The 22,454-nt window shown below is 70.8% G+C and carries 20 protein-coding genes; 4 read left to right on the plus strand and 16 right to left on the minus strand.

What is annotated here, in order from left to right; translation table 11 throughout:
• Nucleotides 1–60: 60 nt before the first annotated feature.
• Entirely contained in the window at nucleotides 61–585 is a 525-nt protein-coding gene (locus tag NHL51_RS04355; RefSeq protein WP_434141946.1) for a MarR family winged helix-turn-helix transcriptional regulator, read from the plus strand.
• Here the strand turns inward: NHL51_RS04355 and NHL51_RS04360 are convergent.
• The 10 genes from NHL51_RS04360 to NHL51_RS04405 form a co-directional block, all read right to left on the minus strand.
• A complete protein-coding gene (locus tag NHL51_RS04360) occupies nucleotides 582–1,478 on the minus strand; it encodes a TIGR01777 family oxidoreductase (protein WP_434141947.1) in 897 nt (298 codons plus the stop codon). The two genes, NHL51_RS04355 and NHL51_RS04360, sit on opposite strands and share 4 nt — an antisense overlap.
• A gap of 49 nt (nucleotides 1,479–1,527) precedes the next feature.
• Nucleotides 1,528–1,971 (minus strand): pyrimidine dimer DNA glycosylase/endonuclease V, encoded by a 444-nt coding sequence (locus NHL51_RS04365; RefSeq protein ID WP_434141948.1) that lies wholly within the window; start codon nucleotides 1,969–1,971, stop codon nucleotides 1,528–1,530.
• On the minus strand, nucleotides 1,968–4,205 hold the full coding sequence (locus NHL51_RS04370) for an MMPL family transporter (RefSeq protein WP_434141949.1): 2,238 nt from the start codon (nucleotides 4,203–4,205) through the stop codon (nucleotides 1,968–1,970). Before NHL51_RS04370 ends, NHL51_RS04365 begins: the two co-directional genes overlap by 4 nt.
• 151 nt (nucleotides 4,206–4,356) lie before the next feature.
• Entirely contained in the window at nucleotides 4,357–5,373 is a 1,017-nt protein-coding gene (locus NHL51_RS04375; RefSeq protein WP_434141950.1) for a sugar phosphate isomerase/epimerase family protein, read from the minus strand.
• Nucleotides 5,370–6,236 (minus strand): sugar phosphate isomerase/epimerase family protein, encoded by an 867-nt coding sequence (locus NHL51_RS04380; protein ID WP_434141951.1) that lies wholly within the window; start codon nucleotides 6,234–6,236, stop codon nucleotides 5,370–5,372. Before NHL51_RS04380 ends, NHL51_RS04375 begins: the two co-directional genes overlap by 4 nt.
• A gap of 92 nt (nucleotides 6,237–6,328) precedes the next feature.
• Nucleotides 6,329–7,540: a substrate-binding domain-containing protein gene (locus NHL51_RS04385; protein ID WP_434141952.1), complete on the minus strand. Its 1,212-nt coding sequence runs from the start codon at nucleotides 7,538–7,540 to the stop codon at nucleotides 6,329–6,331.
• The gene (locus NHL51_RS04390; protein ID WP_434141953.1) at nucleotides 7,537–8,658 is read right to left on the minus strand and encodes an ABC transporter permease; all 1,122 of its coding nucleotides are present in this window, start codon (nucleotides 8,656–8,658) and stop codon (nucleotides 7,537–7,539) included. Before NHL51_RS04390 ends, NHL51_RS04385 begins: the two co-directional genes overlap by 4 nt.
• On the minus strand, nucleotides 8,655–9,713 hold the full coding sequence (locus NHL51_RS04395) for an ABC transporter permease (RefSeq protein ID WP_434141954.1): 1,059 nt from the start codon (nucleotides 9,711–9,713) through the stop codon (nucleotides 8,655–8,657). Before NHL51_RS04395 ends, NHL51_RS04390 begins: the two co-directional genes overlap by 4 nt.
• The gene (locus NHL51_RS04400) at nucleotides 9,710–11,302 is read right to left on the minus strand and encodes a sugar ABC transporter ATP-binding protein (protein ID WP_434141955.1); all 1,593 of its coding nucleotides are present in this window, start codon (nucleotides 11,300–11,302) and stop codon (nucleotides 9,710–9,712) included. The genes NHL51_RS04395 and NHL51_RS04400 overlap by 4 nt, the downstream gene beginning before the upstream one ends.
• Nucleotides 11,299–12,399 (minus strand): Gfo/Idh/MocA family protein, encoded by a 1,101-nt coding sequence (locus NHL51_RS04405; protein ID WP_434141957.1) that lies wholly within the window; start codon nucleotides 12,397–12,399, stop codon nucleotides 11,299–11,301. Before NHL51_RS04405 ends, NHL51_RS04400 begins: the two co-directional genes overlap by 4 nt.
• A gap of 94 nt (nucleotides 12,400–12,493) precedes the next feature.
• On the opposite strand from NHL51_RS04405, the gene NHL51_RS04410 reads away from it, so the two are divergent.
• Nucleotides 12,494–13,681, plus strand: a complete 1,188-nt coding sequence (locus NHL51_RS04410) for an ROK family protein (protein WP_434141958.1) — start codon at nucleotides 12,494–12,496, stop codon at nucleotides 13,679–13,681.
• A gap of 10 nt (nucleotides 13,682–13,691) precedes the next feature.
• Here NHL51_RS04410 and NHL51_RS04415 read toward each other — a convergent pair whose 3' ends face one another.
• The 3 genes from NHL51_RS04415 to NHL51_RS04425 form a co-directional block, all read right to left on the minus strand.
• The gene (locus NHL51_RS04415; protein ID WP_434141959.1) at nucleotides 13,692–14,834 is read right to left on the minus strand and encodes an alpha/beta hydrolase; all 1,143 of its coding nucleotides are present in this window, start codon (nucleotides 14,832–14,834) and stop codon (nucleotides 13,692–13,694) included.
• 71 nt (nucleotides 14,835–14,905) lie between these two features.
• Nucleotides 14,906–15,742 (minus strand): glycerophosphodiester phosphodiesterase, encoded by an 837-nt coding sequence (locus tag NHL51_RS04420; protein ID WP_434141961.1) that lies wholly within the window; start codon nucleotides 15,740–15,742, stop codon nucleotides 14,906–14,908.
• Between the two features lie 165 nt (nucleotides 15,743–15,907).
• On the minus strand, nucleotides 15,908–16,864 hold the full coding sequence (locus NHL51_RS04425; protein ID WP_434141962.1) for an aldo/keto reductase: 957 nt from the start codon (nucleotides 16,862–16,864) through the stop codon (nucleotides 15,908–15,910).
• Nucleotides 16,865–16,986: 122 nt separating this feature from the next.
• Between NHL51_RS04425 and lipB the strand changes: the two genes are divergently transcribed.
• Nucleotides 16,987–17,652, plus strand: coding sequence for a lipoyl(octanoyl) transferase LipB (gene lipB / locus NHL51_RS04430; protein WP_434141963.1), 666 nt, complete (start codon nucleotides 16,987–16,989; stop codon nucleotides 17,650–17,652).
• Entirely contained in the window at nucleotides 17,649–18,668 is a 1,020-nt protein-coding gene (gene lipA / locus NHL51_RS04435; RefSeq protein WP_434141965.1) for a lipoyl synthase, read from the plus strand. Before lipB ends, lipA begins: the two co-directional genes overlap by 4 nt.
• A gap of 270 nt (nucleotides 18,669–18,938) precedes the next feature.
• Here lipA and NHL51_RS04440 read toward each other — a convergent pair whose 3' ends face one another.
• The 3 genes from NHL51_RS04440 to NHL51_RS04450 all read right to left on the minus strand — a co-directional run bounded on the left by NHL51_RS04440 (nucleotide 18,939) and on the right by NHL51_RS04450 (nucleotide 22,425).
• Complete coding sequence (locus NHL51_RS04440) at nucleotides 18,939–20,039, minus strand: hypothetical protein (protein WP_434141966.1); 1,101 nt, start codon at nucleotides 20,037–20,039, stop codon at nucleotides 18,939–18,941.
• Nucleotides 20,040–20,318: 279 nt separating this feature from the next.
• Nucleotides 20,319–21,041 (minus strand): aquaporin Z, encoded by a 723-nt coding sequence (gene aqpZ, locus NHL51_RS04445; protein WP_434141967.1) that lies wholly within the window; start codon nucleotides 21,039–21,041, stop codon nucleotides 20,319–20,321.
• Between the two features lie 28 nt (nucleotides 21,042–21,069).
• A complete protein-coding gene (locus tag NHL51_RS04450) occupies nucleotides 21,070–22,425 on the minus strand; it encodes a D-serine ammonia-lyase (protein ID WP_434141968.1) in 1,356 nt (451 codons plus the stop codon).
• Nucleotides 22,426–22,454 lie beyond the last annotated feature (29 nt).

Below are 22,454 nucleotides of genomic sequence, written 5' to 3' on the forward strand. Positions count from 1 at the left end.
CCGCGCTGGGGGCTCAGCCCTGCCGGTCGGTCGAGGCGGGCCGGTGCGAGAATAGGAGGCATGACATCCGTGCCTCCGAGCAGCGCGCCGAGCGGCGGTGCGCAGCTGCGAGATGCCCTCGTGATGCAGATGCTGCGCTCCGTGCGCGCGTTCGGCGACGCGCACGACCGCATGTCGGGCGGTCTCAAGCACGGCATGGATATGAACGCGAGCGACCTCGCTGCGCTGCGTCTGCTCATCATCCGCGAGGAGCAGGGCCGCAGCGTGAGCCCGAACGAGATCGCCCGGCACCTGCGCATCTCGACGGCGTCGACGACGAAGCTGCTCGACCGCCTGACGACGTCGGGGCATGTGCGCCGCGCACCCCATCCGCACGACCGCCGCGCACGGGTGATCGAACTGACCGACGCCGCGCGCGCCGAGTTCTTCCGGCTGTACGGGCCGCGCCTCGCGGCCATCCGGACCGCCCTGGCCGCGTTCGACGATGCCGAGCTCGAGGCCGCCCATCGGGTGATGGACGCGGTGAGCACGGCGCTCGACCCCGGGACCGGCGCGTCTCCCGGGGCCTCGCCCGGCACCGACTAATCGGCGAGCTCCGCCGTCAGCGCCTGCTGATATGTTTCGTGTGCGAAGACGAAGCCCGAGTCGATGAGCGCCCGGGGCCGCACGTCGGCATCGGGGAGCAGCAGCGAGTCGGCCGCGTCGCCGAGGGCGGTGCGCAGCGCCCACGCGGGCGCGGGCAGCAGGTAGGGGCGGTGCATGGCGCGGGCGAGGCCGCGGCCGATATCGTTCGCCGTGGCGGGAACCGGGCCGCAGAGATTCACGGCTCCGTCGATATCGGCGCCGATGAGATGGCGGATGGCGCGCACCTCGTCGTCGAGCGAGATCCACGGCCAGATCTGCCGACCCGAGCCGAGCGGGCCGGCGAGCCCCAGGCGCGTGAGCGTCAGCATCGGCCGCAGCACCCCGCGTCGATGCAGCAGCGGGGCCGTGCGCAGCAGCACGACGCGGCTGTGCGGCGCGACGGCGCGGGCCGCCGCCTCCCACTCCTGGCAGAGACCCGCGAGAAAAGTGGAGCCCGTCGCGCTCGACTCGTCGAGCCGCTCGCCCGGCCGGTCTCCGTAGATGCCGACGGCGGAGCCCGAGAGGAATGCCGGCGCGCCGGCACCGAGCCGCGCGAGCGCGGTCGCGAGCACGCGGGCGGGCTCGATGCGCGAACGGTGCAGCGTGCGCCGATACCCGCTGGTCCAGGGCAGCCGCGCGATGCTCGCCCCGTTCAGGCCGACGACGGCGTCGGCCCCGTCGAGCACGCCGGGGTCGAGCGGTCTGCCGTCAGTGAGCCATTCGACCTCGTCGGCGGCGCGGGCGGGCCGCCGCACGAGGCGCACGACCTCCGCGCCGTCCGCGCTGAGCGATGCCACGAGCGCCGACCCGATGAGTCCCGAAGACCCCGCGACCACCACGCGCTGCTGCGTCATGGCATTCATTCTCGTCGATCCCTGTCGCGAGCACCGCCCGGGCGACGCATCACGGCCGCTCCCAGGCTTCAACCCCGCCCGGAACGGCGGTGAAGAGCGGGTGCGGGCTCGGCTCCGCATCGTCCCACCGGGCCGCGTACTCCGGGCTGCGCTCGTGCAGCTTGCGGCCGAGATGCGCCCACTCGAAGTCGAGCTGGCCGACCGTCACCGGGATTGGCGCCGGGCTGCCCTCCGCCCGCCCGACCGGGTCGTGCAGGATGCGGTCGCGGTCGAAGCGGTAGCCGCGCGCCTGCGCCTCGTCGGCGACGGCGCCCAGGTAGGCCCCGACCGCCGCGAGCGGCGCATCGAGTTCGCGGAACCGTGCGAGCTGCGGGTGGTTGCGATAGCCGCGCGTGCGGCCCGCCAGCACGGCCTGCGCGAGCAGGGTCTCTCTCCAGCAGGCGAGCAGCCCCATGCGGTCGAGGTGGGCCGGGTGCAGCGACCAGATTCTCACGGCTCGCCCCTCCGCCACAGCTTCGAGGGCCACCAGATCGCCTTGCCGATGTCGGTCGCGAGGGCCGGCACGAGCAGGGTGCGCACGACGAAGGTGTCGAGCAGCACGCCGAACGCGACGATGAACGCGATCTGCACGAGGAAGAGGATGGGGATCACCGAGAGCGCCGCGAAGGTCGCCGCGAGCACGAGCCCCGCCGACGTGATCACGCCGCCGGTGATGGCGAGCCCCCGCTCGATGCCCTCGCGCGTGCCGTGCGCTCGGGACTCCTCGCGCACGCGCGTCATGAGGAAGATGTTGTAGTCGATGCCGAGCGCGACGAGGAAGACGAAGCCGTAGAGCGGCACGGCGGGGTCGGCGCCCGGGAACGCGACGACCCCGTTGAATACGAGCGCCGCGACTCCGAGAGCAGTGCCGAACGAGAGCACGGTGGTGACGATCAGCAGCACGGGCGCGAGCACCGAGCGCAGCAGCAGCATGAGGATCACGAGGATCACCAGCAGCACGATCGGAATGATGAGCGTCCGGTCGTGGATCGACGCCTGATTGGTGTCGACGGAGGTCGCGGTGACACCGCCGACGATCGCGTCGGCGAGGCCGGCGTCGACGAGGTCGGTGCGCAGGGCCGTGACCGTCCCGGCGGCGGCGCTCGAATCGGCGGCGTCGTCGAGCGTGCCCTGCAGCAGCACCCGGCCGTCGCGCACGGTCGGTTCGGGGGCCGGCGGCGGGCCGGCCTCGGGGCCTGCCTCGGGGCCGGCAGTGCCCGTCGCGCCTGCGGTGCTGGAGGGCGGACCGGCGGGCTGGATGCCGTCGGCCGTCACCGGCGCGCTTCCGCTCGGCGAATCCTCGCTCGCGACCGACACCGAGCCGATGCCGTCGCGGGCGAGCATCGTGTCGGCCGCCCCCTGCAGATCGTCGGCATCGGCGAGCACGTATACGGGGCTGCCCGAGCCGCCCGGGAAGTGCTTGCCGAGGATCGTCTGGCCGTCGCGGGCCTCCGACGGGCTGAGCACGAGGTCGGACTGGGGCACCCCCTGGGCGTCGAGCTGAGTGACGCCCGCCGCACCGACGACCAGCACGAGCAGCGTGATGATCCAGATGGGGCGCGGCCTGCGCCGCACCGCACCGGCGAGCCGGCGCCACACCCCGCCGCTCGGCATGCCCGCCTCGGCACGCACCGCGTCCGGTTCGAATCTCGGCCGGCGGGGCCAGTACGCGGCGCGCCCGAAGGCGAAGAGCAGCGCCGGCAGCAGGGTGAGCGCCGAGAGCATGGCGAACACGATGCCGATCGACGCGACCGGGCCGAGGGTACTGTTCGATTTGAGGTCGCTGAGCAGCAGGCAGAGGAGGCCGGCGATCACGGTGCCGCCCGAGGCGACGATCGGCTCGAAGGATCCCTTGACCGCCGCGACGATCGCAGTGCCGCGATCGTGCGTCACCCGCAGCTCCTCTCGGAAGCGCGCGACGAGCAGCAGCGAGTAGTCGGTGGCGGCGCCGATGACGAGGATGAAGAGGATGCCCTGGGTCTGGCCGCTGAGCAGCAGCACCCCCGCGTCGGCGAGGTGCCAGACGACGAACAGGGCGACGCACAGGGCGAAGAGGCTCGTGCTGAGCACGACGACCGGCAGCAGCAGCGAGCGGTACACGATGATGAGGATGACGAGCACGGCGAGCAGCGCGACGAGCAGCAGGATGCCGTCGATGCCGGCGAAGCCCGCGACGAGATCGGCGGTGAACCCGGCGGGCCCGGTGACATGCACGGAGACGCCGGCCGGGGCGGCGTCCCGCAGCTCGGTGCCGAGGCGCTGGACCGCTTCCGAGAGATCGGCATCGGCGTCGATGGGCACGAAGGCCTGGGCCGCGAGCCCGTCCTCCGACGGGATGACGGGCGAGGCGCCCGACACCATGCCGGGCACGCGTTCGGCATCGTTCAGCGCATCGCCGAGCTGCGCGAGCGCGGCGTCGTCGAGCGGGCTCTCGGACGAGAACACGACGACGGCGGGAATCTCGTCGTCGCCGAGGAAATCGGGCAGTGCCCGCTGCACCTCCGTGGCCGCGGAGGATTCAGGGAGGTAGGAGGTCTGGTCGTTCGACGACACCTCGTCGACTTTGCCGAAGAGCGGGCCGCCGAGGCCGGCGCCCACGACCCAGAGCACGATCAGCAGGGCGGGCAGGAGTATGCGCAACAGGCGAACGCCCGGTCTGCGCTGGGTGGTCGCGTGATCCCTGGCCATGGTTGCACTCCCGAAATAGTATTTAGCTAGCTAAGCTAGCTAAATACTACCTGCAGGAAGGCGGTCGCGAAACCGCTTGCGGATCGCGGCGTTCCGTGCGACAGTTGCGCGGATCGGCGGATCAGCCCCAGACGACCCCATACGTGTTCGGCTACTGGTTCGAGAACGCCGAATCGAATGCGGCCTCCGGCTGCTTCCACAGGAGCGACCTGATGCGACCGACCGCCTCGGCGGCGCCATGCAGCCGGTCCATGCCGGCGTCTTCCCATTCGATCGAGATGGGGCCCGTGTAGCCGATCGAGTTCAAGGCGCGGAAGCCGTCTTCCCAGTGCGTGTCTCCGTGCCCGGTCGACACGAAGTCCCAGCCGCGGCGCGGGTCGCCCCACGGCAGGTGCGAACCGAGCACGCCGGCGCGCCCGGTCGCCGGCCGCAGCCGGGTGTCCTTGCAGTCGACGTGGCAGATGCGATCGGCGAAGTCGACGATGAAGCCGATCGGGTCGATGCCCTGCCATACGAGGTGGCTCGGGTCCCAGTTCAGCCCGAAGGCGTGCCGATGGTCGATCGCCTCGATCGCGCGCACCGTCGTCCAGTAGTCGTACGCGATCTCGGAGGGGTGCACCTCGTGGGCGTAACGCACGCCCTCGGCATCGAACGCATCGAGGATCGGGTTCCAGCGCCGCGCGAAATCCTCATACCCGTCGTCGATGACGGATTGCGGTACGGGCGGGAACATCGCGACGTAGGGCCAGATCTTCGATCCGGTGAACCCGGTGACGACGTCGGCGCCGAGCTTCCGGGCGACGCGCGCAGCGCGCTGCATGTCCTCCGAGGCGCGCTGGCGCACCCCCTCGGCGTCGCCGTCGCCCCAGACGTAGTCGCGCAGAATAGCCTGGTGGCGGAAGTCGATGGGGTCATCGCACACGGCCTGGCCCGCGAGGTGGTTCGAGATCGCCCAGACCTTGAGCCCGTAGCGGTCGAGAATATCGAGGCGGGAGCGCAGGTAGGCGTCGTCTTCATCGGCGCGCGCGAGGTCGAGATGGTCGCCCGAGGCTGCGATCTCGAGACCGTCGTAGCCCCACTCAGAAGCGTGGCGCGCAACCTCCTCGAAGGGCATGTCGGCCCACTGGCCGGTGAAGAGTGTGACGGGGTGGGAGGCCTCGTGCGTCATGGTCGGCTGCTCCTTCGCTGCTGCAGGTCGGTGAGGAAATCGTAGGTGATGCGGGCGAGCTCGGTCTGCGTCCGGGCGAGCGGGCGCCAGATCGAGGCCGCGGTGGCGATGGTGTCGTTATCGCCGGTGAAGCTCTCGAGCGTCAAGGGGCCCGTGTAGCCGACCTCGTCGAGCGCATCGAGGAAGGCGGGCCAGTCGGTGTGATCGGGCCCTGCGGGACCACGGTCGCTGCCGCACACCTGCACGACGGCGGTGTGCTCGCCCGCGAGCCGCACGGCGTCGGCGGGCACGCGCTCCTCGATGTTCAGGTGGTAGCTGTCGAGCGCGATGCCGACGCCGCGGCCGAGCAGCGGCTCAAGCGCGTCGAGCGCCTGCTCGACGGTGTTCATGAGGCTGGTCTCGTAGCGGTTGAGCGGTTCGATGGCGAGGGTCACGCCGCGCTCGGCGGCGTACTCCGCGACCGGGGCCAACGCTGCCCGCAGCGCACCGATCGCCGAGGCGCGCGCCTCCGCGTCCATGCGCCAGACGCGACCGGTGCGGGCCGAGAAGGGACCTGCGACCGTCGGCGACCCGACGGCGACCGCGACATCGACGCAATGGCGCAGATACGCCTGCGTCGCCTCGCGCAGTTCATCCACGAGCAGATCGCGCCCCTCGCCCATGGCGCCGACGATGCGAGCTCCCATGCCGAGGCCCGCGAGCCGTTCGGCGGCGAGCCCGGGCGACCAGCCACCCGGGCTCTCGACGGGCAATTCGAGCAGGGTGTAGCCGATCGACCGCGCCGTCTGCGCGATATCGAACAGCCGGTCGTCATCGAGCGGTGACACCCACACCCAGGTGTTCACCCCCAGCTCTCGCTGCATGGTCGTCCCTTCCGCTGGTGGCGCCGTTCCCTTCGACACGCTCAGGGAACGGGGCCCGTCGTCCGGTCCGGGGACCGGGCCCCTACGCCTGTCTACGGGATCACGCGCTCTTGCCAGACGGTCGGATACCCGGGCAGGTCCTCGCCGCCGAACTTGGCGTAGTGCCCGTCGGGCATGCCCTCGTTCGCCTTCAGGTACTCGGGCAGCTCCTCGGCCGTGATGGGGCTCTGCGGCAGCACCCATTCCGTCGGCACGGCCTCGCCGGCGAAGATCTTCTGCATCGCGAGCAGCGGCGTGCGCCACTGGAAATTCGAGTAGACAGGGGCGAGGCCGGTGAGGCCGGTCTCATCCCACTTGCGCAAGAAGCTCATCTCGTCCTCACCCGTCATGACGGGGTAGTCCTTGCCGGCGTCCTCGAAGGCCTCGATGGCTGCGACGGCGCCGTCGCCAGCGTCCATCCAAATGCCCTGCACGTCGCCCTTGGCGAGTTCGTCCGAGATGATCTTCTTGATCTCCGCGGGGTCGGCACCGGTGAAGTAGTCGACCGCTTCGATGCCGTTCTCGTCGAAGATCTTCTCAGCAGCAGCCCAACGCTGCTCAAGCACGTCGACGCCGGGGAGAATGCGCAGGGCCACGACCTTGTCGCCCTCCTTCAGGTTGTCGACGAGGAACTCGGATGTGTCGATGCCCCAGGCGAACCCGCCGATCGGGTGGATGAACGTGACAGCGCAGTCGGTCTCGACGCCGCGATCGAAGACGACGACGGGCTTGCCGGTCTCGCAGGCTCGCTCGACGGCGGGCGTCATTGCGGCGGTGGAGTTCGGCGAGATGATGAAGCCGTCGCAGTTGCCCTCGGAGATGAAGTAGTCGATGTCGGCGATCTGAGTGTCGTCGCTATCCTTCGCGTCGCGGGTCTCCATCGACGAGAACGCGCCGGACTCCTGCAGCACCTTCAGCTGTTCGTTCATCGTGATCCAGCCGGTCTGGCGCCACGGGTTCGAGATCGAGGCATTGGCGAAGCAGAGCTTCTTTGCCCCTTCCGACGCGTACTCGGCCGTGTCGGTCATCGCATCGGCGTTGATGGTCTGCAGATACGGCTTGTCAGCGGGGCCCTCAGGTTCGACCGTCCGCTCCTCGTACTGCTTGTCGAAGAGCGCCTGATCGAACCAGTCGGTCGACGCCTCCTCGCTGCTCGCGGTGCTGTCGTCGGCGCTCTCCACCGAGGGATCGGTGGTGCACCCCGTCAGCAGGATCAGCGATGCCGCACCGACGAGGCACGCCGTGATGCTCAGCGATCGTTTCATGATCGGTTCTCCTTCATGTTCGGACCCGGCTCGGCACCGCTGCCGACGGGATCGGTCGACGGGGTTGCCACCGTCGGTTCTGGCCCGGAAGCCCCGGGAGTCTGTGGGTCGTGCCCTGCAGGGGTCTGTTCCGCAGGGATCGTCGCCCGCCCGCGCTTTCGCGAGGCGAAGGCCGCGCCGGAGTAGGCGACGGCCGCGATGATGATGGCGCCCTGGATGGCGTCGCGCAGCGTCGAGGGCACGGAGGTGAAGTTCAGCAGTGTGAAGAGCGTCTCGAGGGCGAAGGCGCCGGCGAGGGCTCCCCAGACCGAGCCTCGGCCGCCGCCGAGCACGACGCCGCCGAGCACGACCGCGGTGATCGCGATGAACTCGTAGCCGCGGCCGACCGAAGGGTGCACGCCCGCGTAGCCGACGAGCAGCACGCCCGCTACGGTCGACGAGAGCGACGAGAGCACGAACGCCCACGTCTTCGTCAGCCAGACCGAGGCTCCGGCGAATTCGCCCGCCGCCGGATTATCGCCGATCGCGATGAGAGTGCGGCCGAAGGGGCGGCGCGAGAGCCGGGCGGCGATGGCCATGGCCGCGACGAGCACGATGACGGCCCACGGCAGCATGCCGATGACGGGCAGGTCGGTGATGCCGCCGCGGCCGATCTGGCGGAACGAGTCGGCCGGGTTGCCGGTCGCGGCCCCGCCCGTCCACCACATGACGCCGCCGTAGAGCACGAGCATCATGCCGAGGGTGACGATGAACGACGGTACCTTGAGCAGCGTGGTGACGAGACCGTTGACGATGCCGACGAGCACACCGAGCACGACGAGCAGCAGCAGTACCGGCAGCGACTTCGCGTCGTCCTGTCCGATGAGGGTGCCGGCGAGTACGACCTGCGTCGTGACGAGCGAGCCCTGCGACAGGTCGAACTCGCCGCTCACGATGACGAAGTACTGCCCGATCGCGACGATGGCGATGGGGGCGACGCGCTGGATGTAGCGCAGCAACTGCCCGGGTTCGGCGAACGACGGGTTCAGCGCCGTGACGGCGATGAGCAGCACGATGAGCAGCAGGAAGACGGCGCCCTTGGGGCTCACGAGCGTGCGGGCGAAGGCGCGTGCGTTCATCGCGCACCTCCCTCGGCCTCGGCGGTCTCGGAGACCAACGCCGATTGGGGCACCGGCGCGATGCCGCCCGATCTCGTGAAGCGCTCGCGCCTGGCGACGACGCGGCGGCGCGAGTACACAGCGACCGCGATGACGATGACGGCGCCGCGCACCACATCTTTCAGGAACGGGTTCACCTGCAGCACGCTCATGAGGTTGTCGAGCACCGCGAAGATCGCAACGCCGCCGACCGTGCCCCAGATCGAACCGCGCCCGCCCGAGAGCAGGGTGCCGCCGAGCACGACCGCCGCGATCGACAGCAAGTCGTAGCCGCCCTGCACGCCGACGGTCGGGCTGCCGGTGCCGAGACGGCTGGCGAGCAGCAGGCCCGCGATCCCTGCGAAGACCGAGCAGATGACGTGCGCCCAGATGAGCGGCGCCTGGGTGCGCACGCCCGAGAGCCTCGCGACCTCGCTGTTGCCGCCGACCGCGAAGAGGTGGTGGCCGAAGCCGCTGCGGGCGAGCAGGAAGGCCACGACGGCGGCGAGCGCGAGCATCACGATCGTCGAGACGGGCACGGGGCCGACGCCCGTGGCGCCGAAGAGCTGGAACGCCCACGGCACCTCGCCCTCTGTGCCCTTGTAGTTCGTGTCGAGGTAGCCCTTGAGGATGAGGCCGATGCCGAGCGTCGCGACGAAGCCGTGCACCCTGAGATAGGTGACGATGAGCCCGCTCGCGAGGCCGATCACGGCCGAGACGCCGAGCGCCAGCGCCACGGCGGGCACGATCATGGCGGTGCTGCCGTGCATGGTCTGGGCGGCGATGAGGCTCGAGAGACTCACGACGTAGGGCACCGAGAGGTCGAGCGACCCGCCGAGGATCACGAGCGTCTGCCCGATCGCGACGAAGCCGAGCACGCTCATTCCGGTGAGGATGTCGCGGATGCTGCCGGGGCTGAAGAGGTTGCGCCCGGCGGTCGCGACGAGCACGGCGCTCAAGGCGAGCACCGCGATCAGGGCGATGTAGACGATCACCGTCGTATCGAGGCCCCGCAGTCGCGCACCGATGCGGTTCATCGTTCGCCTCCCTCGTCGGTCGTAGGCCGGTCGGTCACGGGCTGTGCACCCGGGGGTGCTGCTTCTGCAGCTTCTGCGCCCGTGGCGAGGGCCAGCACGCGCTCCTCCGTGGGCGCGGCGGGCAACTCGCCCGCGATGCGGCCGTCGCGCATCACGAGAATGCGGTCGGCCATGCCGATCACCTCGGGGAGCTCGCTCGAGACGAGCAGGATAGCGACACCCGACTTCGCGAGCTCGCGGATGAGCTGGTAGACGGCGACCTTCGCACCGACGTCGATGCCGCGCGTCGGCTCGTCGAGCAGCACCACGCGCGGCGCGGTCGCGAGCCACTTCGCGAGCACGACCTTCTGCTGGTTGCCGCCCGAGAGCGCCTGCACCTCCTGCTTCAGACCCTGGCTCACCAGTTCGAGCGATGAGAACACTCCAGGGATCTCCGCGCGCTTCGCCCGGGTGCGCCCCGGGAAGACGCTGCGGATCGCGAGCAGCGCGTTGTCGAGGATCGACTGGCCCAGCGCGAGGCCGGTGCCTTTGCGATCCTCCGTGACGAGAGCGATGCCTCGGCCCACGGCCTGGCGCGGTGCGGCGATGCGTGCGCGCTCGCCGTCGATCTGCAGTTCACCGCGGGTGAAGGGCGCGGCACCGAAGACGGCATGGGCGAGCTCGGTGCGGCCCGACCCCTGGAGACCCGACAGCCCCACCACCTCACCGGCGCGCAGCTCGAGATCGATGCCGTCGAGCTGCGTGTTGCCGCCGCCGCGCACCTCGACGACCGGGGCACCGATCTCGGTGCCGGGCACGGGGTCGGGGAAGAATGCGCTGATGGGGCGGCCGACCATGCGCCGTACGAGCGTCGGCTGGTCAAGATCCGAAGCGGGATCGCATGAGACGAGCGCGCCGTCCTTCATGACGGTGATGGTGTCGCAGAGATCGAAGATCTCTTTCAACCGGTGCGAGACGTAGAGAATGGCGACTCCGCGATCGCGCAGGCGGCGGATCACGCGATAGAGGATCGCTACCTCGTGGTCGGCGAGGGCGGCGGTCGGCTCGTCCATCGAGATGACGGCGGCGTCGACCGAGAGGGCCTTCACAATCTCGACGATCTGCTGCTCGGCGACCGTCAGGCTGCCGACCCGGGCGTCGGGCGCGATGCCCGCGATGCCGAGGTCGTCGAGCAGTTCGGCGGTCGCGCGATGCATCGCCGCGACGTCGACGAGACCGAACCGGCGCGGCTCGCGGCCGAGGAACACGTTCTGGGCGACCGTGCGGTCGGCGAGCAGGTTGAACTCCTGGAACACCGTGGCGACGCCCGCCGCGGCCGCCTCGACAGGGTGACCGAAGTCGACGACTTCGCCGCGCAGTCTGACCTCCCCGCCGTCGCGCCGGTGCACGCCCGCGATGATCTTCATCAGCGTCGACTTGCCGGCGCCGTTCTCGCCGACGAGGCCGTGCACCGAGCCGGGTACGAGGTCGATCGAGACGCCGTGCAACACCTCGACGCCGTAGAACTGTTTGCGGGCATCGGTCACAGAGAGCACCGGAGCGGACCCGGCCTGCACGGGGACCCGCGTCTGCGCGGCTGTCGGCGTCATGCTCCGCTCACCTCCACCCAGGAGCCGCTCGCCGCCGAGGCGAGCACGGCGTCGGTGATGACCGCGGCGCGCGCGCCGTCGGCGAAGGTGGGCAGGCCCTCGCGGTGCTCGCCTCGCACGACGGCATAGGCGTCATCGACGAACGAGTTGAACGCATCCTGATAGCCCTGCGCATGACCGCTCGGCACCTTCGACAGGCGCGCGGCGTCGGGGGCGAGGGTGTCGGTGTCGCGACGCAGAAGCAATGAGTGGCCGCGGCGACCGACCCAGAGCCGCTCCGGGTCCTCCTGCTCGAAGCAGAGAGTCTCGCGCGCGCCCGAGATCTCGAGCACGAGCCCGTTCTTGCGTCCCGGGGCGACCTGCGACACGAGCAGCGTACCGATTCCGCCTCCCGCGAGCTCGACTGCGAGCGCCACCGAATCCTCGGTCTGCACCGTGTGGCCCCCGCGCTCGGGATGCACCGTGCGCGTCGTTGCGACGAGCCTGGAAATGCGGTCGCCGCTCACGAATTCGACGAGATCGACGAGGTGGGAGCCGATATCTGCGAAGGCCCGTGAAGGCCCGCCGGTGTCAACGCCGACGCGCCAGTTGTCGTCCTCCGCCGCGAGCATCCAATCCTGCAGATAGCGCCCCGACACCGTGAGCACGGCGCCGGCTTCGCCCGCGGCGATGCGGGCCCGCGCTTCGCGTACCATCGGGTGGTAGCGATAGACGAAGGGTACGGCGCCCGGCCGCCCCGCTTCATCGGCCTCTGCGGCGAGCGCCAGCGCGTCGGCCGCGTTCGTCGCGAGAGGCTTCTCGCAGATCACGTGGGCGCCCGCGCGGATCGCGGCGCGTGCGTACGAGACATGGCTCGGGTTCGGCGTGCACACGTGGACGAGGGGCAGCCTCGCCGCGATCAGCTCGTCTGCGGCGAGCGCCCGCTCGTAGCCGTACTCGGTCGCGGCCCGCGTCGCGCTCGCATCGGTCGAGGCCGCGATCGCGTCGAGCCGCGCACCAGCGAGGCGCGCGGCGATCGAGTGGGTGCGCGCCATGAACCCCGCGCCGATCATGCCGATGCGTCGGTCGGGTCGTGACAGCTCTGTCTGGGTGGGCATGCCCCCATTGTGCTGGCATCGCAACCACTTTTGTCAAGTCTTCTTCATAAGTGATCAAACTGTTACCAACTTTCATCTGTGCTTAACTGAAAGGGTGCTTCAGCCCTCAGCCCAGAACGGCGCCTCGCTCTCGACGGCGGGCGGCCTGCTGCAGTTGCTGCGCGACGGCAGACCGGTCACCCGGGCGAACCTCGCGCACCTCACCGGCCTCTCCCGACCCACGATCAGCCAGCGCATCGACCAGTTGCTCGAGCTCGGGCTCATCGCCCCCGTCGAAGACGCGGCGTCGACGGGCGGCAGGCCCTCGTCGCAGGTCGCCTTCAATCCCCGGGCGTCAGTCGTCATCGCGGCCGACCTCGGAGCGCTGCACGCCCGCATCGCGATCACCGATCTCGGCGGCGAGCTGCTCGCCGAGACGTCGGCGCAGCGCGACATCGCCGACGGCCCCGATGCGGCCATCGCCTGGATTCTGCGCACCGCCGCCGATCTGCTCCCGGCGCTCGGCTACACGACGCAACAGGTCGCCGGCATCGGCATCGGCGTGCCCGGCCCCGTCGAATTCTCGACCGGGCGCCCCATCAACCCGCCCATCATGCCGGGCTGGGACCGCTTCGACATTCCGGCCGCGGTGCGTACCGAGTTCGATGCCCCCGTGCTCGTCGACAACGACGTGAACATCATGGCGCTCGGCGAGCAGAGCACCGCCTGGCCCGAGGTCTCCGATCTCATCTTCGTCAAGGTCGCGAGCGGCATCGGCGCGGGCGTCATCTCGGGCGGCTCGCTGCGGCGCGGCGCCAACGGAGCCGCGGGAGACATCGGCCATGTCGCACTCGCCCGCGCAGCCGAGACCCCCTGCCCCTGCGGCAACCGCGGCTGCCTCGAGGCCGTCGCCTCGGGTCGCGCACTGGCCCGAGCGCTCAGCACACCCGAGGCTCCGCTCGCGCGGCCGAGCGACGTCGTCGCGCTCGCCAAGGCCGGCGATGTCTCGGCGGTCCAGGCGATCCGCCAGGCCGGCCGCGACGTCGGCGAGGTACTCACCGCCTGCGTCAGCCTCATGAACCCGTCGACGATCGTCATCGGCGGTGCCATGGCGCAGGCGGCCGAGCACCTGCTCGCCGGGGTGCGCGAGGTCGTCTACGCCCGGTCGATCCCGCTGTCGACCGAGCAGCTCACGATCGCGCCGTCGCGCGCGGCCGGCAATGCGGCGCTCTTCGGCGCCGCGCAGCTCGCCATCGACGCCGCGCTGTCGCCCGAACGCATCGCCGCAGCGCTCGACGCCTGACGGCCGCCGCTCAGCCCAGGATGCGCCGCAGCTCCTCCACGAAGCGCGCGATGGTCTCGCGAGCATCGGCCTCCGCCTGCGCCGACGCTTCAGGCCGATTCATGTAGCCGTGCACGGTGCCCGCCTGCACGCTCTCGATGACCGGAACGGTCGCCCCGCGCAGTTGCTCCGCGAACTGCTCGGCCGAGGCGCGCAGTTCGTCGGCATCGGCGTTCACGATCACCGTCGGGGGAAGCAGGGCGAGGCGGCTCGACTCGAGCTCGCCCGCGATCAGCTCGCCGGTCGCATCCGCCGCATCTGCCGGGCCATCCGCGCCCGGCTCGCCCAGATAGAAGCCGTACATGTCGGCGATGCGGGCGGGGCGGAAGCGGCGCTGCTCGGGCAGCTCGGCCACCGCATCGGCGATCGATGCATCCTCCCGCTGCACCCGGTGCAGGGTCGGGTACTCGAGCACCAGGGCATCCGCCGCCCGCACTGCGGCACCCGGCAGCGACGTCGCGGCACTCGATGCCGCGGCGCGATCGGCCTGCCCGAGCGCTGCGAGCACCGCGAGGTGCGCCCCGGCGCTCGCGCCGCCGACCACGAGCGGCCCTTCGCTATTCGCGGCGACCCACTCGACCACGGCGCCGAGATCGTTCACAGGCGCGGGCGCCTTCACCGTGTCGCTCGCGAGCGCGTAGTCGACCGAGTAGACCCGCACGCCGGCCTCGGCGAAGCGCAGCGCGACCCAGTCGGCCTCCGGCCAGTCGAGCCCGCCGTGCACGAACGATCCGCCGTGCGCCCACACGAGCGTCGCCCACGGCGCTCCGCTCGGCACGTACGACCGCACCGTCACCGCGTCGGAGCCGACGCGGTTCACGCCGTCGGCAGCGGTCACGACGTGCGTATCGCCGTCGGCGCCAGCGGCGGGCCCGGGCACCTCGAACTCGCGCACCTCGACGCTCGCCGCACGGATATCGGCGCGGATGCCGGCGGCCTCGCCGCCCCGCCCGTCGCTCGACCCGCCGCCAGGCCCGCCGGCGGTCTCGCCGCGGCCCGGCCGTCCGGGGCCCGCAAGCGCCGCCGCGATGAGCACGGCGATGACGACCAGGGCCGAAACGAGCAGCCCGAAGATCGTCGCCGATCCCTGTCGCCCCGCCCACCGCTGCTGCACGGGCACAGTCTACGTCAGCCGCGCCGCGGCACCGCTGGCGCGTCGCCTCGAGAAGCCGCCGCACCTGCGCATCATGCCCGGCCCCGCCAGTCCGCGAGCCCGACCGGGTCGTCGGTGACCACGAAGTCGACACCGCGATCGTTCGCCGCAGCCCATCGTTTCTCGGAGTTGAGCGTGTAGGCGAGCGTGCCGATGCCGAAGCCCTGCGCACGGTCCATGAGGGCCGGGCGGGCGTAGAGCAGCTTCGTTCGTGCGCCGATCGCCGACACCTGCAGCTGCGCAGCGCGCTCCACGATCGTCGGGGTCCACTCGCGGGTCAGCATGACGAGCGCGAACTCGGGCGCCTCCTCGCGCAGCACCTCGAGCATGCCGAGGTCGAACGACTGCAGCGCGACGCGGTTCACCATGCCTCGCGCCCGCAGCAGATCAAGCGCGGCCTGCACCTGCTCGAGGCGCCACTCCCCCTTCAGTTCGACGAGCGCCCGCGCCGGCGTACCGTCGATCTCGGCCGCGAACTCCTCGAGCGTGGGCACCGGCTCGCCCGCGAACTCGGCGCTGAACCAGCCGCCCGCATCGAGCGTCTTCACCTCGGCGAGCGTGAGCTGCGCGATCGGCCCCCAGCCGTTGGTGGTGCGCTCGACGGTCGGGTCGTGCATGAGCACCGGCACGCCGTCGGCGGTGAGCTGCGCGTCGACTTCGAGAAATTCGACGCCCTGTGCGATGCCGGCGCGCGCCGCAGCGAGCGTGTTCTCAGGAGCGACGGCTGCGGCGCCGCGGTGGGCGATGATGCCGATGCCCTCGCTGCTCTGCAGGGCCCCGGGCAGCGCGAGCGGGCTCACGGCCGCCGCGTACGGATTCGCCCCGAACACGGCGATGAACACCGCGATGACGAGCATTTGGAACGGCATCGCTCGACCTCCCCTCGCTGCACCGCGCCGGAATCCCGGGCCGCTGCGAGCGGGGGTCGGCACGAATGCCGCGCGGCCCGTCGAGCGCTCCGGTGCCCCACAGCATAGCGAAGATCGTTACCGTTCTGTGATAATTTTTTCGCCAGGGATCACCTCCCTGTGCACCTACGCGCCGGCGACTGTGAGCCGCGCGACCTCCTCGGCCGTCAGCTCGAGCTCGAGCGCGGCGAGCAGCGCCGGCAGCTGCTCGAGGTTCCGCGCGCTCGCGATGGGCGCCGCGACCGTGGGCTGCGCGCGCAGCCACGCGAGCGAGACCGTCGCGGGGGCGACGCCGTGCGCCGCCGAGATGCTGTCGAGCTCCGCGAGCACCGCGCGGCCGCGGTCGTCGAGGTAGTGCGCCGCCTCGCTCGCGCGCGGACTCGCCCCTGCGCCGCTCGCATCGGCCGCGTCGCGGTATTTGCCGGCGAGGAAGCCCTTCGCGAGCGAGAAGTAGGTGAACACCGAGAGCCCGGCGGCCTCGGCCGCGGCCTGCAGCCCGTTCGTCTCGAACTTCCGCTCGACGAGGTTGTAGTGCGGCTGCAGCGCGACGGGCAGGTGGTAGCCGCCCTCGCGCGAGATGCGCATCCACTCCTCGAGCCGCTCGGCGGTGTAGTTCGAGACGCCGATCGCGCGCACCTTGCCCGCGTCGACGAGCTCCGAGAACGCCGCGATGGTCTCTTCGAGCGGCGTCTCGGGGTCGTCGAAATGGGCGTAGTAGAGGTCGATGCGGTCGGTGCCGAGCCGCGACAGCGAGGCGTCGGCCGCACGGCGCACGTTGTCGCCCGCGAGGCCCGAGAACTCGGGGTGGGTCGAGACCTTCGTGGCGAGTACGACATCGTTGCGCCGGCCGCGCTGCGCGAACCATTCGCCGATGATCGTCTCGGATTCGCCGCCCTGGTTGCCCGGCACCCAGTGCGAGTACCCGTCGGCCGTGTCGACGAAGTCGCCGCCGCCTTCGAGGAACGCGTCGAGCACCGCGAACGAGGCATCGCGATCGGCGGTCCAGCCGAACACGTTGCCGCCGAGGGCCAGAGGTGCGATTTCGAGTTCCGATGAGCCGATGGTGGTGCGCGCGATGGTCATGCCTCCGACGCTAGCAATTCCGGCCGCCCGTGGCAGCGATCCGTCCGAATGTTTCACGGGATTCCCATCGTCCCGCACCCATGACTTGGTTTGTTGTATCGAGTTCAACTAATGTGTTCCGCATGAACGCAACCATCACTCGCGCGCCCGTGCGCATGGTCGCCGCGGGCTTCGACCCCGATTTCGTCCCCTACGAGCACGGGCTGAACCTGCAGGCCGAGGCGGTGGCCGGCATCCGCGACCGCGGCGAGCGCGGCACCCTGCTGCTGCTCGAGCACGAAGCCGTGTACACGGCGGGCCGACGGGCCCTCCCCGAGGAGTACCCGCACGACGCCACTCCGGTCGTGGCGGTCGATCGGGGCGGCAAGGTCACCTGGCACGGACCGGGCCAGCTCGTGGCGTATCCCGTCGTGCGGCTGCGCAACACGCTCGGCGTCGTCGACTTCGTGCGATCCCTGGAGCGCGTCATCATCGACACCGTCGCCGAGTTCGGGGTCACCGGTTTTCGCGTCGAGGGCCGCGCCGGCGTCTGGACCGACGCGGGCGACCCGACCCCGTCGAAGGTCGCCCAGATCGGCATCCACACGAGCGACGGCATCGTCACCCACGGCATCGCCATCAACTGCTCGAACGACCTCGCCCCGTTCGCGAACTTCGTGCCCTGCGGCATCTCGGACGCCGGGGTCACCACGCTGAGCCTCCTCACGGGGCGCCCCATCACCCCCGCCGATGTCGCCGAGACCCTGCACTCGCACCTGTCGGCCGCGATCGAGGAGGTCGCCGCATGAGCGTCCAGATCCTGCCGTCTACCGGCGCCCGCCCCGAACCCGAGAACCGCAAGCTGCTGCGCGTCGAGGCGCGCAACGCCGAGACCCCCATCGAGCGCAAGCCTTCGTGGATCAAGGCGAAGGCGAAATTCGGCCCCGAGTACCGCGAGGTGCAGTCGCTCGTGAAGAGCGAGGGCCTGCACACCGTCTGCCAGGAGGCCGGCTGCCCCAACATCTACGAGTGCTGGGAGGATCGCGAGGCGACCTTCCTCATCGGCGGCTCCATCTGCACGCGCCGCTGCGACTTCTGCATGATCACGAGCGGCAAACCGCTGCCCCTCGACCTCGACGAGCCCCGCCGCGTCGCCGAATCCGTGCGCACCATGGGCCTGCGCTACGCGACGATCACCGGCGTCACCCGCGACGACCTGCCCGACACGGGCGCCTGGCTCTACGCCGAGACCATCCGGCAGATCCACGAGCTCAACCCGGGCTCGGGCGTCGAGTGCCTCGCCGACGACCTCGGCGGCCGCCCCGAAGACCTCGCGCAGGTGTTCGAGGCCGGGCCCGAGGTGTTCGCGCACAACCTCGAGACCGTGCCGCGCATCTTCCGGCGCATCCGCCCCGGCTTCCGCTACGAGCGCTCGCTCGAGGTCATCACGCAGGCGCAGGCCGCCGGAATGGTCACGAAGTCGAACCTCATCCTCGGCATGGGCGAGGAGCGCCGGGAGATCACCGACACCATGCGCGAGCTGCGCGACGCGGGCTGCGACATCATCACGCTCACGCAGTACCTGCGCCCCTCGAAGCTGCACCACCCGATCGACCGCTGGGTGCGCCCCGAGGAGTTCGTCGAGCTGAAGCACGAGGCCGACGAGATGGGCTTCTCGGGCGTGCTCGCGGGCCCGATGGTGCGCTCGTCGTACCGCGCCGGCCGGCTGTGGGCGCAGACCATGGCCGCGAAGGGCATCCCGGTGCCCGAGCACCTGCAGCACCTCGCCGAGCGCGCGGCGGAGTCGTTCCCCCAGGCGGTGTGAGTCGGCTCGGGCGCCGGCCTCCGGCCCGGCCCGGCCCCCGGCCCCCTGCCCCCGTGCCCCGTGCCCCGGTGCTGCCCCCTGCCCCTCCCCCTGCCCCCTTCTTCCCCATTATTACCCCGGGCGAGCGTGCAGCCGAGTAACGAACGTGCAGCCGGCTTACCGTGAATCGGCTGCACGCTCGCGCTTCGCCTCTACGATCGATCCTCGCGCGGCCCGGAACCCGGCTCCGCCCGGCTCGCCACCAGGGCCACTCACGGGCGTCGGGCCGGTTCACCCGGCCAAGGCGTTCAGAAACGCCTCGACCTCGGGGCCGTACGCGCGCGACGCTCGGCCGGGGAAGGGCACCTGAAACCTCCGCATGCGCTCCGCGAAGCGCGCAACGGTGACGACGTGCCGCGCCTCCCAGCGAACCCCGGCCATGCCCGTGCTGCCGCTGACCCAATTGTGCCGCCGACGTTCCGCCTCGACGACCTGCTCGGGCGTGCGGCCTCGCAAGAAGTCGGGGTCGCTGTACTTGCTCCGACCGTCGCACTCGCCGAACACTCCGGCCGCTGCGAACACGAAGTCGAGATGCAGCGTGCCGCCGTCCTCCGCCGGCACCCGGACCTGCAGTTGGACGTCGAGCCCGAGCTGCAGCGCGCGCAGGCGGCTCACGCTCTCGAGCGGCGACTCCGCGCGCGGATCGGCCAATCGCGCGAGCGCCCTCAGCGCGGCGACGCCGCGCTTCCCCTTCCTGGCCTCCGCGTAGGCGAGCATGCGCTTGCGCCAGCTCTCCCACAGCTCGACGTCGACCGCGCGGTCGCGGGCGGCTTCGACGCGTACCTGCTGATCCGCGCAGGCCAGCGCGACCGCGAACGGTTCCGTCGCGGAGAGGTCGGCGAGCGTGCGGTCGGCCGAGGTGCAGGCGAAGCCCGCGATCTCGACGACCTCTGCCGAACTGCACTCGCCCCGGTGACGTACGACGCGATCACCGAACGTGCCGCTGGCTGCGGGATGCAGCAGCAGGTGCACCGTGCCGGTGGTGTCGGCGACCGGCTCCCGGCCGTGACGCATCCAACCCGACCACACCGGCAGGACGTGCAGCGTGGCCGCGGAGCGATGACTGAATACGCGCGGCGATCCCTGGCCTGCCCGCTTCGCCGATTCCGCTTGCGCCGCATGTGCGGCTTGCACTGCCATCAGTTGACGGGCCTCCGGTGCGGCGAGCCGCCAGCGCTCGCCCTGCGCGTACCAACCGGGGCGCAACCTGACGAGTTCGCCGGTCGCGACCGCCCGAGCGATCTGCCGTGGCGTCAGGCCACCGCGCCGCAGATGCTGGGTCGTGCGCAGCGCCGACCCGGCTTCGGAGAGGCTTCGGGGCATGATGTTCATGCGGTGATCCTGCCCGCTCCCGGCCGGTCCGTGGCGCGGATTGCGCAATCTGTGGAGAACTCGGACGATGCGCACTTGTGGAGGAACATCGCCGCCGGCCGCACTGAGGCACTGAGGCACTGAGGCACTGAGAGGAAGAGGTGCTGAGGCACTGTGTGGCCAGCGTATAGACGAAGAACGGCCGTGCAGCTCGAATACGGTGTTCGAGCTGCACGGCCGTTCGTTGCCTATACGGTCGCCCGGCGAGGGAGGCGCCGCAGGGCGGGGTCGCGCCGGCGCCTACGCCGAGCGCAGCTGCTGCACGCGGTCGAACAGCGGCGCGAAGAGGAGACCGCCGATGATGCCGCCGAGGGTCGGGAACACGAGGAAGACCCACAGCTGGCCGAGCGCCTCGGGGCCGCCGTAGATCGCGGCGGCGATCGAACGGGCCGGGTTCACCGAGGTGTTCGACACCGGAATCGAGATGAGGTGGATCAGCGTCAGCGTGAGGCCGATGGCGAGCGGGGCGAGGTTCGCGACCGCGCGCTTGTGGGTCGCGCCGAGGATCACGATCACGAAGACGGCGGTCAGCGTCGTCTCGATGAGGATGACCGAGAGCAGGCCGTAGCCGTCGGGCGAGCCCTCGCCGTAGCCGTTCGAGGCGAAGCTGCCGAGGTCGGCATCGGGGCGGCCGTTCGCGATGGCGAAGAGCAGCGAGGAGGCGAGCACGCCGCCGATGATCTGCGCGATGAGGTAGCCGGGCACGTCCTTCCACGCGAAGCGGCCGGCGACGGCGAGGCCGACGGTCACTGCCGAGTTGAAGTGGCCGCCCGAGAGCGGGCCGAAGGCGTACGCACCGACCACGACGGTGAGGCCGAATGCGAGCGCGACGCCGAGGAAGCCGACGTGGCTCCCGGCGAACACGGCGGTGCCGACGCCGCCGAAGACGAGCACGAAGGTGCCGACCAGCTCGGCGAAGAGCCTGGCGGTGGTGGCGGGGGTCTGTACAGGTGCGTCGGGCATCTGTCTTCCTTTCAGTGAGAAGGCCTGATCATTCGACCAGGGATCGCCCCCGAGCCACATACTTTTCCATTTCAGGGGCTGGCACCATACTGCCACCCGTGAGCCAGGCGATGTGAGTGCCATGCGCGAGTTGTGCGATCGTCATGCCGTGCGCCGCCAGGTATTCGGGGTGCGCCGCGACCCGCTCGGGGCCGACGAGGCCGGCCATCGCCGAGGGTTCGGCGCGCAGCCCTTCGGTCCGGTCGAGCAGCGCGAGGTCGCGGTAGAGCCGGTCGTCGTCGACGGTGCAGTAGCCGTCGACGAGGCGCTGCATGGCGGGGCCGACGAAGCCCGAGGGGCGGCCGACCGCGAGGCCGTCTGCGGCGGTGACGTTGTCGATGCCGAAGTCGTTCACCGAGGTCCGCTCGTGCAGGCCGGTGACGACGCCGAGCATGACGCTCGGGCTGTGGGTGGGTTCGACGAAGATCGGGTGCACCTGGTCGCCGAATTCGGTGCGCAGGCCGAAGGCGATGCCGCCCGGGCTGCCGCCGACCCCGCACGGCAGGTAGACGAAGAGCGGGTGCTCGGCGTCGACCTCGATGTCGAAGGCGCGCAGCTGCCCGGCGAGGCGGCGGGCGGCGACGGCGTAGCCGAGGAAGAGGTCGCGCGAGTTCTCGTCGTCGACGAAGTAGCAGCTCGGGTCGGTCTCGGCGATCTCGCGCCCGCGCGTCACGGCCTCCGAGAAGTCGGCGTCGTATTCGACGACCTCGACGCCGTGCGAGCGCAGCTTGTCCTTCTTCCACTGGCGCGCATCGGCCGACATGTGCACGGTGACGGCGAAGCCGAGGCGGGCGCTGATGATGCCGATCGAGAGGCCGAGGTTACCGGTCGATCCGACCGCGATGCCGTACTGCCCGAAGAACTCGGCGAACTCGGGGGTCGCGAGCTTCGCGTAGTCGTCGTCGATGCTCAGCACGCCGGCTTCGACGGCGAGCTGCTCCGCGTGCCGCAGCACCTCGTAGATGCCGCCGCGCGACTTGATGGAGCCCGAGACCGGCAGTTCGCTGTCGAGCTTCAGCCAGAGGCTGCCCGGCAGCTCGCGGCCCGCGCGTGCGGCGAGCTCGGCGTGCAGGCGGGGCGCTCCGACGAGCGGGGATTCGAGAATGCCCTGCGTCGCCCCCGTCTCGGGGAACACGGCGCGGAAGTAGGGGGCGAAGCGCTTCAGCCGGGCCGCCGCGTCGTCGATGTCGGCGCGGGTCAGCCCTACATCGGCGAGCGCGACGGCGGTCGGCGGCAGGCGGGGCGCGAACCACTCGGTCTCGCGCAGCGCGACGAGGTCGGCGATGACCGGCTCGCGCCGCTGCCATTCGGCGAGCGTCGCCCCGTGAATCACTCCATCATGCATACGTCGATTATCGCCGATGCGGGCGACTT

The sequence above is a fragment of the Leucobacter sp. gxy201 genome, from assembly GCF_051043335.1.
Lineage (GTDB): Bacteria > Actinomycetota > Actinomycetes > Actinomycetales > Microbacteriaceae > Leucobacter.

Excerpts from the sequence above, each read along its gene's own strand:
- NHL51_RS04440 (WP_434141966.1), bottom strand. The coding sequence starts at position 20,039 with ATGAACATCATGCCCCGAAGCCTCTCCGAAGCCGGGTCGGCGCTGCGC.
- NHL51_RS04385 (WP_434141952.1), bottom strand. The coding sequence starts at position 7,540 with ATGAAACGATCGCTGAGCATCACGGCGTGCCTCGTCGGTGCGGCATCG.
- NHL51_RS04390 (WP_434141953.1), bottom strand. The coding sequence starts at position 8,658 with ATGAACGCACGCGCCTTCGCCCGCACGCTCGTGAGCCCCAAGGGCGCC.
- NHL51_RS04380 (WP_434141951.1), bottom strand. The coding sequence starts at position 6,236 with ATGCAGCGAGAGCTGGGGGTGAACACCTGGGTGTGGGTGTCACCGCTC.
- aqpZ (WP_434141967.1), bottom strand. The coding sequence starts at position 21,041 with ATGCCCGACGCACCTGTACAGACCCCCGCCACCACCGCCAGGCTCTTC.
- NHL51_RS04375 (WP_434141950.1), bottom strand. The coding sequence starts at position 5,373 with ATGACGCACGAGGCCTCCCACCCCGTCACACTCTTCACCGGCCAGTGG.
- NHL51_RS04450 (WP_434141968.1), bottom strand. The coding sequence starts at position 22,425 with ATGCATGATGGAGTGATTCACGGGGCGACGCTCGCCGAATGGCAGCGG.
- NHL51_RS04420 (WP_434141961.1), bottom strand. The coding sequence starts at position 15,742 with ATGCCGTTCCAAATGCTCGTCATCGCGGTGTTCATCGCCGTGTTCGGG.
- lipB (WP_434141963.1), top strand. The coding sequence starts at position 16,987 with ATGAACGCAACCATCACTCGCGCGCCCGTGCGCATGGTCGCCGCGGGC.
- NHL51_RS04395 (WP_434141954.1), bottom strand. The coding sequence starts at position 9,713 with ATGAACCGCATCGGTGCGCGACTGCGGGGCCTCGATACGACGGTGATC.
- NHL51_RS04370 (WP_434141949.1), bottom strand. The coding sequence starts at position 4,205 with ATGGCCAGGGATCACGCGACCACCCAGCGCAGACCGGGCGTTCGCCTG.
- NHL51_RS04425 (WP_434141962.1), bottom strand. The coding sequence starts at position 16,864 with ATGACCATCGCGCGCACCACCATCGGCTCATCGGAACTCGAAATCGCA.
- NHL51_RS04360 (WP_434141947.1), bottom strand. The coding sequence starts at position 1,478 with ATGACGCAGCAGCGCGTGGTGGTCGCGGGGTCTTCGGGACTCATCGGG.
- lipA (WP_434141965.1), top strand. The coding sequence starts at position 17,649 with ATGAGCGTCCAGATCCTGCCGTCTACCGGCGCCCGCCCCGAACCCGAG.
- NHL51_RS04355 (WP_434141946.1), top strand. The coding sequence starts at position 61 with ATGACATCCGTGCCTCCGAGCAGCGCGCCGAGCGGCGGTGCGCAGCTG.
- NHL51_RS04405 (WP_434141957.1), bottom strand. The coding sequence starts at position 12,399 with ATGCCCACCCAGACAGAGCTGTCACGACCCGACCGACGCATCGGCATG.
- NHL51_RS04400 (WP_434141955.1), bottom strand. The coding sequence starts at position 11,302 with ATGACGCCGACAGCCGCGCAGACGCGGGTCCCCGTGCAGGCCGGGTCC.